The sequence below is a fragment of the Microbacterium sp. 16-032 genome (genome assembly GCF_041079455.1).
In the GTDB taxonomy this organism is placed as follows: Bacteria; Actinomycetota; Actinomycetes; order Actinomycetales; family Microbacteriaceae; genus Microbacterium; species Microbacterium testaceum_A.
The window spans coordinates 139,157-151,954 of sequence record NZ_JBFYGQ010000007.1 but is presented as its reverse complement, the minus strand read 5'-3'; the positions used below and the strand labels follow the sequence as shown (position 1 = coordinate 151,954).

Below are 12,798 nucleotides of genomic sequence, written 5' to 3'. Positions count from 1 at the left end.
CTCGAACCCATGACGTTCGCCCTCTCGAGCGCCGCCTCCGGCGTGCTCGCCAGCATCCCGAGCCCGACCATCTCGTACGTCGACCTCGGTCCGCTCCGCATCCACTTCTATGCCCTGTGCATCGTCGCGGGCATCATCGTCGCGATCTTCCTGACGAACGCCCGCCTGACACGTCGCGGCGCCGAGAAGTGGGTCGTCATCGACATCTGCCTCCTGGCGGTGCCCCTCGCGATCGTCGTGGCCCGCATTTACCACGTCGCCACGCACGCGGGCTTCTATTTCGGCCCCGGCTCGAACCCCTGGAACATCACCCAGCCCGGCTCGGTCTGGGCGATCTGGGAGGGCGGCATCGCCATCTACGGTGCCCTCATCGGCGGCGCGATCGGCGCCGTCCTCGGGTGCAAGTGGACCGGCATCCGCTTCTGGACCTTCGCCGACGCGCTGGCGCCCGGCCTCATCATCGCCCAGGCCATGGGGCGCTTCGGCAACTGGTTCAACCAGGAGCTCTTCGGTCAGCCCACCGACCTGCCGTGGGGCCTCGAGATCGCTGCGGGAAACCCCGCCATTCCGGTCGGCCTGCCCGCCGGCACGCTCTTCCACCCCACCTTCGCGTACGAGGTCATCTGGAACCTCCTGGGTGCCGCTGTCATCCTGTACGTCGGCACGCGCTTCACCCTGCAGTGGGGCAAGCAGTTCGCGATCTACCTCGTCTGGTACTCCGCCGGTCGCATCGTGTGGGAGTCGATCCGCGTCGACCCGAGCGACATCATCCTGGGGCTGCGCACGAACGTGTGGGCCGCCATCTTCGGCGTGATCCTCGGCATCGTGATCTTCATCGTGCAGTCGCGCCGTCACCACGGCTACGAGCCCTCGCCGTACGTGCCTGGGCGCGAGTCGAAGGCTTCGGGGGCTGTAGACTCAGGCGACCCCTCTGACTTCGTCGACGTGAGCGAGCCGCCCGCGACGAGCGACACCGTCGGCACCAGCGCCACAAGCAGCCCCGCCACGAACTAACACTCTGGGCCGACGTCGTCCCATTCGAAGCATCAACGTGAGGACGGTTGATATGGCTTCCAGCCTGCGTTCCGACACCGTCGGAGGCGCATTCCCCGCCCGCCAGGGAATGTACGACCCGTCGTTCGAGAAAGACGCCTGTGGCCTCGCCATGGTCGCCACTCTCCGCGGCGAAGCCGGACACGACATCATCGATCTGGCGCTGACAGCGCTGCGCAACCTCGAGCACCGCGGTGCCATCGGGTCCGACGCGGGCACCGGTGACGGCGCCGGCATCCTGACCCAGATGCCCGACGCCTTCCTGCGTGCCGTCGTCGACTTCGACCTGCCGCCGGTCGGGGAGTACGCCGCGGGAATGATCTTCCTGCCGCTCGGTCACGACGAGCGTGCCGCGATGAAGGCGGGGATCGAAGAGATCGCGCGTCACGAGAACCTCGAGGTCCTCGGCTGGCGCGAGGTGCCGGTCGAGCCCGAGAACCTGGGCAAGCTGGCCTTCGAGGCGCGTCCCGCCTTCGAGCAGCTCTTCGTGTCGCGCCCGGCCACCGGCGACGAGCCGGCGCTGTCCGGCATCGCTCTCGACCGCCGCGTGTACCGCCTGCGCAAGCGTGCCCGTCACGAACTCGAGGCGTACTTCGTGTCACTGTCGAGCCGGACGCTCGGCTACAAGGGCATGGTCACGACGCTGCAGCTCGAGCCGTTCTACCCCGACCTGCAGGACGAGCGCTTCGCCTCGGAGCTCGCGGTCGTGCACTCGCGCTACTCGACCAACACCTTCCCGTCGTGGCCGCTCGCGCAGCCGCTGCGCATGCTGGCGCACAACGGCGAGATCAACACGGTCAAGGGCAACCGCAACTGGATGCGCGCGCGTCAGTCGCAGCTCGAATCCGAGCTGATCGGCGACGTCCGCCCGCTGCTTCCGATCTGCACCGAGGGCGCCAGCGACTCAGCATCCTTCGACGAGGTCCTCGAACTGCTGACCCTCACGGGCCGCAGCCTGCCTCACGCGATCATGATGATGGTCCCCGAGGCGTACGAGAAGCAGGCGACGATCGACCCCGCCCTGCGCGCCTTCTACGACTTCCACTCCATGCAGATGGAGCCGTGGGACGGCCCCGCCGCCCTGATCTTCACCGACGGCACGCTGGTCGGCGCGACCCTCGACCGCAACGGGCTCCGCCCGGGCCGCTGGACCGAAACCACCGACGGCCTCGTCGTCATCGGCTCCGAGACGGGCGTCCTCGACTTCGCGCCCGAGCGCATCAAGCGCCGCGGCCGCCTGCAGCCCGGTCGCATGTTCCTCGTCGACACGGCCCAGCGCCGCATCGTCGAGGACGAGGAGATCAAGTCCGACCTCGCCGCGCTCCACCCCTGGGGCGAGTGGGTCGACAAGGGCCGCGTCAAGCTCAGCGAGCTCCCTGAGCGCGAGCACATCGTGCACCCGATCGCCTCGATCACCCGCCGCCAACGCACCTTCGGCTACACCGAAGAAGAGGTGCGCATGCTGCTCACGCCCATGGGTCAGGCCGGCACCGAACCGCTCGGCGCCATGGGCAGCGACGCACCCGTCGCCGTGCTCAGCGACCGTCCGCGCCTGCTCTTCGACTACTTCTCGCAGCAGTTCGCGCAGGTCACCAACCCGCCGCTCGACTCGATCCGCGAAGAGGTCGTCACCTCGCTCTCGCTGGGCCTCGGCCCCGAGCGCAACCTCCTCGACTGGGGCCCCGAGCACACCCGCACGGTGACGCTCGACTTCCCCGTCATCGACAACGACGAGCTCGCGAAGATCCAGCACATCGACACCGCGCTCCCCGGGCGCTCGTCGGTGACGATCCGCGGCCTGTACCGCGTCGAGGCCGGGCACAAGGGCCTCCAGAAGCGCCTCACGCAGATGTGCACCGAGGTCGACCAGGCCATCGAGGACGGCGCTGAGTTCATCGTGCTCAGCGACCGCGACTCGAACAAGGACCTGGCTCCCATCCCGTCGCTGCTCATGCTCGCGGCCGTGCACCACCACCTCATCCGCAAAGAGACCCGCATGAAGGTCGGTCTCGTGGTCGAGGCCGGCGACGTGCGTGAGGTGCACCACGTGGCGACCCTCATCGGTTACGGCGCCTCGGCGGTCAACCCATACCTGGCGATGGAGACCGTCGAGTACCTCGTGCGCGCCGGCTTCATCACCAACATCACGCCCGAGAAGGCCGTCAAGAACCTGATCTACGCGCTCGGCAAGGGCGTGCTGAAGATCATGTCGAAGATGGGCATCTCGACCGTGTCGTCGTACGCCGGCGCCCAGGTGTTCGAGGCCGTGGGCCTGTCGCGCGACTTCATCGACGCCTACTTCACCGGCACCGAGACCAAGCTCGGCGGTGTGGGCCTCGACGTCATCGCGGCCGAGAACGCCGCGCGCCACGAGTACGCCTACCCGCAAGATGCAGCGGCCCGTGCGCACGAGCGCCTGTGGACCGGCGGCGAGTACCAGTGGCGCCGCGACGGTGCCCCGCACCTGTTCAACCCCGACACGGTGTTCCGCCTCCAGCACGCCACGCGCGAGCGTCGGTACGACATCTTCCGCGAGTACACGCAGCTGATCGACGACCAGGCGCATGAGCTGAAGACCCTCCGCGGTCTCTTCGGCCTGCGCACGGGAACGCGACCCGCCGTCCCGATCGATGAGGTCGAGCCCGTCTCGGCGATCGTCAAGCGCTTCTCCACCGGTGCGATGAGCTACGGCTCGATCTCGAAAGAGGCGCACGAGGTGCTCGCCGTCGCGATGAACCGCATCGGCGGCAAGTCCAACACCGGTGAGGGCGGAGAAGACGTTGACCGTCTGCTCGACCCCGAGCGTCGCAGTGCCATCAAGCAGGTGGCATCCGGTCGCTTCGGGGTGACGAGCCTGTACCTGACCAAGGCCGACGACATCCAGATCAAGCTCGCGCAGGGCGCCAAGCCCGGCGAAGGCGGTCAGCTGCCGCCGACCAAGGTGTACCCGTGGGTGGCGCGCACGCGGCACGCGACCGCGGGCGTCGGGCTCATCTCGCCGCCGCCGCACCACGACATCTACTCGATCGAAGACCTCAAGCAGCTCATCTTCGACCTCAAGCGCGCCAACCCCTCGGCCCGCATCCACACCAAGCTGGTCAGCCAGTCGGGTATCGGTGCGGTCGCCGCGGGTGTCGCCAAGGCGCTCAGCGACGTCATCCTGGTCTCGGGCCAGGACGGCGGCACGGGTGCGAGCCCGATGAACTCGCTCAAGCACGCCGGCACCCCGTGGGAGCTGGGCCTGGCCGAGACCCAGCAGACGCTCATGCTCAACGGCATGCGCGACCGCGTGGTCGTGCAGGTCGACGGTCAGATGAAGACCGGTCGCGACGTCATCATCGGCGCCCTCCTGGGTGCCGAGGAGTTCGGCTTCGCCACCGCTCCGCTCGTGGTCTCGGGCTGCATCATGATGCGCGTGTGCCACCTCGACACCTGCCCCGTGGGCGTCGCGACGCAGAACCCCGTGCTGCGTGAGCGCTTCACCGGCAAGGCCGAGTACGTCATCAACTTCATGGAGTTCATCGCGCAAGAGGTGCGCGAGTACCTCGCCGCCCTCGGCTACCGCTCGATCGACGAGATCGTCGGACGCGCGGAGCTGCTCGATGCCAACGAGGCGATCCAGCACTGGAAGGCCCGGGGCCTCAACCTCGCGCCCATCCTCGAAGGACCCCGCTTCGCCGAGGACGAGCCGCGCCGCCACGCGCGCAACCAGGATCACGAGCTCGAGGACCACTTCGACGTGCAGCTCATCGAGCGCGCGCAGGACGTCATCGCGCACGGGGGTCAGCTCACGATCGAGCTCCCGATCCGCAACACCGCGCGCGCCGTGGGGACCATGCTCGGCCACCACGTCACCAAGGCGCGGGGCGAGCACGGTCTGCCCGAGAACTCGATCGACGTGCGTCTGACCGGCTCGGCCGGGCAGTCGTTCGGCGCGTTCATGCCGGCCGGCATCACGCTGCGCCTCGAGGGCGACTCCAACGACTACGTCGGCAAGGGCCTATCGGGCGGCACGATCATCGTGCGTCCGCCGCGCGGCTCGAGCTTCGCGGCGTCCGAGAACGTCATTGCCGGAAACGTCATCGGCTACGGCGCCACGCAGGGGCAGATGTTCCTCAACGGCGTCGTGGGCGAGCGCTTCCTGGTGCGCAACTCCGGAGCGACGGCGGTCGTCGAGGGCGTGGGAGACCACGCGCTCGAGTACATGACCGGTGGTCTCGCCGTGATCCTCGGCGCCACGGGCCGCAACCTCGGCGCCGGCATGTCGGGCGGCCAGGCCTACGTCTACAAGCTCGACCGCGATCTCGTGAACCGCGAGGCCATGGCATCCGGTGAGCTCGAACTCGGTGCCCTCGGATCGGGGGATGCCGAGATCCTCCGCGACCTGCTCGAAAAGCACGTCGCAGAGACCGATTCCACCCTCGCCCGTCGTCTGCTGGACGACTTCGAGACCGAGGTGGACAACTTCGTCCGGGTGCTGCCGCGCGACTACGCCGCCGTGCTGCAGACCCGCCAGGAGGCGGTCACCGAGGGGCTCGACCCCGACGGCGACGTCGTCTGGAAGCGCATTCTGGAGGTGACGGGTGGCTGACCCGAAGGGCTTTCTCAAGGTCACGGAGCGCGAGCTCCCCAAGCGCCGGCCGGTGCCGGTGCGGATCATGGACTGGAAAGAGGTGTACGAGCCGGGTGATTCGGCCGTCATCAAGCGCCAGGCCGGTCGCTGCATGGACTGCGGCATCCCGTTCTGCCACAAGGGCTGCCCGCTCGGGAACCTGATCCCCGAGTGGAACGACCTCACGTGGCGCGGCGAGGGCCGCGCGGCCATCGAGCGCCTGCACGCGACGAACAACTTCCCGGAGTTCACCGGTCGTCTGTGCCCCGCGCCCTGCGAGAGCTCGTGCGTGCTCGGCATCAACCAGCCGGCCGTCACGATCAAGCAGGTCGAGGTCTCGATCATCGACGAGGCGTTCGGCAACGGTTGGGTCGAGCCCGAGCCGCCCGAGCGCCTGACCGGCAAGACCGTCGCCGTCGTGGGCTCCGGCCCCGCCGGCCTCGCCGCCGCCCAGCAGCTCACGCGCGCCGGCCACACGGTCGCGGTCTTCGAGCGCGACGACCGCATCGGCGGGCTGCTGCGCTACGGCATCCCCGACTTCAAGATGGAGAAGCGCCACCTCGAGCTGCGCCTGCGGCAGATGCAGGCCGAGGGCACGCGCTTCCGCGCCGGCGTCGAGATCGGCAAGGACGTCTCGTGGGGCGACCTCCGGGCGCGCTACGACGCCGTCGTGGTGGCCACCGGTTCGACGGTACCGCGCGACCTCGCCATCCCCGGCCGCGACCTCGACGGCGTGCACTACGCCATGGAGTACCTCATCGAGGGCAACAAGGCCGTGGCCGGCGACCAGGTGCCGCACCAGATCACCGCCGAGGGCAAGCACGTCGTCGTCATCGGTGGTGGCGACACCGGAGCCGACTGCATCGGCACCGCCCACCGCCAGGGTGCGCTGAGCGTCACCAACCTCGCGATCGGCAAGCAGCCCCCGTCGGAGCGTCCGGCCGAGCAGCCGTGGCCGATGATGCCGAACCTGTTCGAGCTGGCATCCGCTCACGAGGAGGGCGGGGAGCGCACGTTCCTCGCCTCGACCGTGGAGTTCCTCGGCAACGCCGCGGGAGAGGTGCGAGCGCTGCGCGTCGCCGAGACCGAGTACGTCGACGGCCGCCGCGTCCCCAAGAGCGGCACCGAGCGCGAGATCCCGGCCGACCTGGTCCTCATCGCGATGGGCTTCACCGGCCCTGAGCGCGAGCACCTCGAGAGCCAGCTCGGCACGCAGTTCACGAACCGCGGAAACGTGGAGCGCGACGCGACCTACGCCACCACCACCCCGGGGGTGTTCGTCGCCGGAGATGCCGGTCGCGGACAGTCCCTCATCGTGTGGGCCATCGCCGAAGGCCGCGCGGCCGCCGCCGAGGTCGACACGTTCCTCATGGGCGAGACGGTGCTGCCCGCGCCGGTGCGCCCGACCGATGTCGCCATCGGCCTCCTGCCCGCCTAAGCTGGCAAGGGCCGATCGGCCACTTCCCGAAAATTTCACGGAGCTTGAAACCGGATGAGACGCGCCAAGATCGTCGCAACACTCGGGCCCGCCACGTCGTCGTATGAGATGGTTCGCGCCATCATCGACGCCGGTGTGGATGTCGCCCGCCTCAACCTGAGCCACGGAGATTACTCCGTGCACGACGCCAACTTCGCCAACGTGCGCAAGGCGGCAGAAGACGCCGGACGCCCGGTCGCGGCCCTCGTCGACCTGCAGGGCCCGAAGATCCGCCTCGGCAAGTTCGAGAACGGTCCCCACGACCTGCTGCCCGGTGACATCTTCAAGATCACCATCGAGGACATCCTCGGCACCAAAGAGATCGTCGGCACGACCTTCAAGGGCCTGCCCCAGGACGTGCGCCCCGGCGACTTCCTGCTCATCGACGACGGCAAGGTCCGTGTCGAGGTCGTCGAGACCGACGGCACCGTCGTGACCACCAAGGTCATCGTCGGCGGCCCGGTCTCGAACAACAAGGGCATCAACCTGCCCGGCGTGGCCGTGAACGTCCCCGCACTGAGCGAGAAGGACGAGGCGGACCTCCGCTGGGGCCTGAACGCCGGCGCCGACCTCATCGCCCTGTCGTTCGTCCGCGATGCCAAGGACATCGAGCGCGTGCACGAGATCATGGCCGAAGAGGGGCGCTACGTGCCCGTCATCGCGAAGATCGAGAAGCCGCAGGCGGTCGACAATCTCGAGGAGATCATCGACGCCTTCGACGGCATCATGGTCGCCCGCGGTGACCTCGGTGTCGAGCTGCCCCTCGAGGCCGTCCCGATCGTGCAGAAGCGCGCGGTCGAGCTCGCCCGCCGCATGGCCAAGCCCGTCATCGTCGCGACGCAGATGCTCGAGTCGATGATCAACAGCCCGGTCCCCACGCGCGCCGAGACCAGCGACGTCGCCAACGCCGTCCTCGACGGTGCGGACGCGGTCATGCTCTCGGGCGAGACCAGCGTCGGCGACTACCCGGTCGTGGTCGTCGAGACCATGGCGCGCATCGTCGCGTCCACCGAGGAGCACGGTCTCGAGCGCATCGCGCCGCTGACCAACAAGCCCCGCACGCAGGGTGGCGCCATCACGCTCGCCGCTGTCGAGGTGGCCGACTTCGTCGAGGCAAAGTTCCTCTGCGTGTTCACCGAGTCGGGTGACTCGGTGCGCCGCATGTCGCGTCTGCGTTCGACCATCCCGATGATCGCCTTCACGCCCGAGCCCGGCATCCGCCGTCGCCTCGCGCTGACGTGGGGCGTGCGCTCCACGCTGGTGGAGCACGTGTCGCACACCGACAAGATGTTCCTGCAGGTCGACGACTACCTGCTCTCGCACAAGCTGGCCGAGGTGGGGGACAAGGTCGTCGTGATCTCCGGTTCCCCTCCCGGAATCGCGGGCTCGACGAACGACCTGCGCGTCCACCGCGTGGGCGACGCCGTGCACGGCGCAGCGCCCGTCTACAAAGAGGTCTGAGCCTCGATGACGCGCGCCGGGTCCGCCCGGCGCGCGTCTTCGCGTTCCCACCCCGGTCTCGCCGCCGGTAAGTTGGGAGGGCAACACCTGCCGGTGTGGCGGAATGGCAGACGCGGGGCACTCAAAATGCTCTGTCGAAAGACGTGTGGGTTCGAGTCCCACCACCGGTACCCGTGACAGCACCCGAGTGATGGGGGCTGCGATCCGGGGCTTCTGGCCCCCGCAGACTTAGGATGGTTCCGTGACTGATCAAGAAGCCGTTCCGGCCAGCGCTCCGGCCGCTCCCCGACGCGTCGTCGTCGCGGAAGACGAGTCGCTCATCCGCCTCGACATCGTCGAGATCCTCCGCGACAACGGCTTCGACGTCGTCGGCGAGGCCGGCGACGGAGAGACCGCCGTCCAGCTCGCGACAGAGCTGCGCCCCGATCTGGTGATCATGGACGTCAAGATGCCGCAGCTCGACGGTATCAGCGCCGCCGAGAAGCTCAGCAAGAACCACATCGCCCCGGTCGTGCTGCTCACCGCCTTCAGCCAGAAGGAGCTCGTCGAGCGGGCCAGCGAGGCCGGCGCTCTGGCGTACGTGGTCAAGCCCTTCACCCCGAACGACCTGCTCCCCGCGATCGAGATCGCCCTCGCCCGCTACGAGCAGATCATCACGCTCGAGGCCGAGGTCGCCGACATGGTCGAGCGCTTCGAGACCCGCAAGCTCGTCGACCGGGCCAAGGGCCTTCTCAACGAGAAGATGGGTCTGAGCGAGCCCGAGGCCTTCCGCTGGATCCAGAAGGCGTCGATGGACCGCCGCCTCACCATGCAGGACGTCGCCAAGGCGATCATCGAGCAGCTCGCCCCCAAGAAGGGCTGAGCGAGACCTCTTCGAGAATGGATGCCACTGAGGTGGCATCCATTTCTCGTTTCCGCCGTGAGAGTCGGGGCGGTCAGCGTGCGGGGGCGTCCTTGATCATGTTCGTGATCCGGATGGTCGAGCACCGACGACCCTGTTCGTCGGACACCGCGATCTCGTGCACCGTGAGCGAACGGCCCAGGTGGATCGGGGTGCACACACCCGTGACGATGCCCGACGTGGCCGAGCGGGTGTGCGTGGCGTTGATGTCGATGCCGACCGCGAGCTTGCCCGACCCCGCGTAAAGGTTCGCCGCCATAGAGCCCAGCGACTCGCCGAGGACGACGTACGCACCGCCGTGAAGCAGGCCGACCGGCTGCGTGTTGCCCTCGACCGGCATGGTCGCGACGCTGCGCTCCACCGAGAACTCGACCCACTCGATGCCCATCTTCTCGGCGAGGGCGCCCATGCCGCGCTCCTTCGCCCAGTCGAGGCCGGGGGACGTGTCGGGAGTCGTGGAGGTCATCATCGCCTTCGTCGATCGGGCCGGGGCCGGGGGAGTGTCCGTGGTTCTCGTTACGCTGGAGGGGTGACGGATGCCGAAAAGCCTACTCTCCTCGTCGTCGACGGCCATTCGCTGGCGTATCGGGCGTTCTACGCCCTGCCGGTCGACAACTTCTCGACCAAGGACGGCCAGCACACCAACGGCATCTACGGGTTCCTGTCGATGTTCGTGAACCTCGTGAAGGCCGAGAAACCCACGCATCTCGCCGTGGCGTTCGACACCTCGCGGCAGTCGTTCCGGACCCGCGAGTACGCCGAGTACAAGGCCAACCGCAGCGAGTCGCCCGCCGAGTTCAAGGGGCAGATTCCGCTGCTGCAGGACTGCCTGCGCGCGATGGGCGTACCGGTGCTGGCGAAAGAGGACTTCGAGGCCGACGACATCCTCGCCACGCTCGCGACGCAGGGCGAGCAGCAGGGCTTCGAGGTGCTCGTCTGCTCGGGAGATCGCGACACCATCCAGCTCGTCACCGACGACGTCACGCTGCTCTACCCGAACGTCCAGGGCGTCTCGCAGCTCAAGCGCTACGACACCGCAGCCGTGATCGAGAAGTACGGCCTGCCGCCCGCGCAGTATCCCGAGATCGCCGCTCTCGTGGGCGAGACCAGCGACAACCTGCCCGGCGTGCCGAAGGTGGGAGAGAAGACCGCGGTCAAGTGGCTCACCCAGTGGGGCTCCCTCGATGCGCTGCTCGACAACGCCGACAAGATCACCGGCGTGGTGGGCGGCAACCTCCGCGAGCACATCGACGGCGTGCGCCGCAACCGCGCGCTCAACCGCCTGCTGCGCGACGTCGAACTGCCCGTCGGCCCCGGCGACCTCAAGATGCACCCGCTCGATGCGCAAGCGGTTCGCGACATCTTCGCGCGCCTGGAGTTCCGCACCCTGCTGCCGCGCGTTTTCGACGCCCTCGGCGGCGACGCGGGCATCGTCGAAGAGCAGCGCCCCACCGCGACCGCTCCGACGCCCTCGCGGCTCGACGGCACGGCCCTCGCCGCATGGACGGCCGCAGCAACCGGCGAGGTCGGGGTCACCGTCACACTGGCCGGCGGCGCGCCCACCGCGATCGGACTCGCCTCGGGCGACGCCGCGGTCGAGGCCGAGTGGTCGTCGGCGGTGCGCGACGCGCTGGCCGAGTGGCTGGCATCCGACGCTCCCAAGGTCTTCGCCGACGCGAAGCCGCAGATCAAGGCGCTCGCTCGCGAGGATGTGGCCGTCGGCGGCGTGGCGTTCGACGTGATCCTCGCCGGGTGGCTCGTGCGCCCGAGCTTCCCCGACAAGACGCTCGGCGATCTCGTGGAGCGCATGCTCGACGAGAAGCTGCCGGTCGCCGATCCGACCCAGTTGGTTCCCGAGACCGAGGGCGCGACCCCGAGCCAGCTGTCGTGGTTCACGCGCCGCGTCGCCGAGGCGCAGCGCGCCGATATGCCCGAGTCGGTCGCGAGCGTGCTCGACGACATCGAGCTGCCGACCCTCACCGCCCTGGCCGACATGGAGCTCGCGGGTGTCGCGGTGTCGCACGAGAAGCTCGCGAGCTTCTCGGCCGAGCTCGGGGCCCGCGCCGACGCCCTCGCCCGCGACGCCTACGCGGCGATCGGACACGAGGTGAATCTCGGTTCGCCCAAGCAGCTGCAGGAGGTCCTGTTCGACGAGCTGCAGCTGCCGAAGACCCGCAAGACCAAGAGCGGGTACACGACGGATGCCGCGGCCCTCGCCGACCTGCAAGAGAGTGCCGATCACCCGTTCCTCGACCTGCTGCTGCGCCACCGCGAGGCCACGAAGCTGAAGCAGATCATCGACGCGCTCGACACGGCCACGGGTGCCGACGGTCGCATCCACACCACCTACGTGCAGACCGGCAGCCAGACGGGGCGTCTGTCGAGCACCGACCCGAACCTGCAGAACATCCCCATCCGCACCGAAGAGAGCCGTCGCATCCGCGCGGCGTTCGTGGTGGGCGAGGGCTACGAGACGCTCCTGACCGCCGACTACTCGCAGATCGAGATGCGCATCATGGCGCACCTGTCGGGCGACCCCGGGCTCATCGAGGCCTTCAACTCGGGTGAAGACCTGCACCGCTTCGTCGGCGCACGCGTCTTCGGCGTCGAGCCCGCCGAGGTCACCCCGGCCATGCGCACAAAGGTCAAGGCGATGTCGTACGGCCTGGTCTACGGCCTGTCGGCGTTCGGCCTGTCGAAGCAGTTGCGCATTGAGCAGTCCGAGGCCAAGAAGCTCATGCTCGAGTACTTCGCCCGCTTCGGCGCGGTGCGTGACTACCTGCGCGGCTCGGTCGAGCAGGCCCGCCAGGACGGCTACACCGAGACGATCTTCGGTCGGCGCCGGCCGTTCCCCGACCTCACGAGCATGAACCGCGTGCTGCGCGAGAACGCCGAGCGCGCCGCCCTCAACGCGCCGATTCAGGGTAGCGCCGCCGACATCATGAAGGTCGCGCTGTTCCACATCCAGCGCGATCTCGCCGACGCCGAGCTGCGCTCGCGCGTGCTGCTGCAGATCCACGATGAGCTCGTCGTCGAGGTCGCGGCAGGGGAGTGGGATGACGTCGAGAAGATCGTGCGCGCGCGCATGGCCGACGCCGCCGACCTTTCGGTTCCGCTCGACGTGCAGATCGGCCGTGGCGGCGACTGGGACGAGGCCGGGCACTAGCACCCGCGTCGCCGCGCCCCGACACGAAGCCCGGGGCGCGGCATCCGGAACCGCCGATGCCGCGGGTCATGGTTGCTCACAGTCGCGCCGGGGCACGGCATCCCGAACCACCCGTTGGAGGGGCGTGC

Annotated in this window: 7 protein-coding genes and 1 tRNA gene; 7 read left to right on the top strand and 1 reads right to left on the bottom strand. The window is 68.7% G+C overall.

Annotation, left to right across the window (positions count from 1 at the left end; genetic code table 11):
* The first annotated feature begins 9 nt into the window (after positions 1–9).
* The 6 genes from lgt to AB6V31_RS15615 all read left to right on the top strand — a co-directional run bounded on the left by lgt (position 10) and on the right by AB6V31_RS15615 (position 9,465).
* Positions 10–1,014, top strand: a complete 1,005-nt coding sequence (gene lgt / locus AB6V31_RS15640; RefSeq protein ID WP_369366761.1) for a prolipoprotein diacylglyceryl transferase — start codon at positions 10–12, stop codon at positions 1,012–1,014.
* 52 nt (positions 1,015–1,066) lie between these two features.
* A complete protein-coding gene (gene gltB, locus AB6V31_RS15635) occupies positions 1,067–5,644 on the top strand; it encodes a glutamate synthase large subunit (RefSeq protein ID WP_369366760.1) in 4,578 nt (1,525 codons plus the stop codon).
* Positions 5,637–7,103, top strand: coding sequence for a glutamate synthase subunit beta (locus tag AB6V31_RS15630; protein WP_369366758.1), 1,467 nt, complete (start codon positions 5,637–5,639; stop codon positions 7,101–7,103). Before gltB ends, AB6V31_RS15630 begins: the two co-directional genes overlap by 8 nt.
* A 54-nt stretch (positions 7,104–7,157) precedes the next feature.
* Positions 7,158–8,603 carry a pyruvate kinase gene (gene pyk / locus AB6V31_RS15625; RefSeq protein ID WP_369366757.1) on the top strand — a complete coding sequence of 482 codons (1,446 nt, stop codon included), beginning with the start codon at positions 7,158–7,160 and terminating at the stop codon, positions 8,601–8,603.
* Positions 8,604–8,692: 89 nt separating this feature from the next.
* A tRNA-Leu gene (locus tag AB6V31_RS15620) sits at positions 8,693–8,773 on the top strand.
* A 71-nt stretch (positions 8,774–8,844) separates the two neighbouring features.
* The gene (locus tag AB6V31_RS15615; RefSeq protein WP_056231849.1) at positions 8,845–9,465 is read left to right on the top strand and encodes an ANTAR domain-containing response regulator; all 621 of its coding nucleotides are present in this window, start codon (positions 8,845–8,847) and stop codon (positions 9,463–9,465) included.
* A 73-nt stretch (positions 9,466–9,538) separates the two neighbouring features.
* On the opposite strand, the gene AB6V31_RS15610 is transcribed toward AB6V31_RS15615, so the two are convergent.
* Complete coding sequence (locus tag AB6V31_RS15610; protein WP_056232412.1) at positions 9,539–9,970, bottom strand: hotdog fold thioesterase; 432 nt, start codon at positions 9,968–9,970, stop codon at positions 9,539–9,541.
* Positions 9,971–10,033: 63 nt separating this feature from the next.
* On the opposite strand from AB6V31_RS15610, the gene polA reads away from it, so the two are divergent.
* Entirely contained in the window at positions 10,034–12,670 is a 2,637-nt protein-coding gene (polA, locus tag AB6V31_RS15605) for a DNA polymerase I (RefSeq protein ID WP_369366755.1), read from the top strand.
* Positions 12,671–12,798 lie beyond the last annotated feature (128 nt).

Excerpts from the sequence above, each read along its gene's own strand:
- AB6V31_RS15610 (WP_056232412.1), bottom strand. The coding sequence starts at position 9,970 with ATGACCTCCACGACTCCCGACACGTCCCCCGGCCTCGACTGGGCGAAG.
- gltB (WP_369366760.1), top strand. The coding sequence starts at position 1,067 with ATGGCTTCCAGCCTGCGTTCCGACACCGTCGGAGGCGCATTCCCCGCC.
- pyk (WP_369366757.1), top strand. The coding sequence starts at position 7,158 with ATGAGACGCGCCAAGATCGTCGCAACACTCGGGCCCGCCACGTCGTCG.
- lgt (WP_369366761.1), top strand. The coding sequence starts at position 10 with ATGACGTTCGCCCTCTCGAGCGCCGCCTCCGGCGTGCTCGCCAGCATC.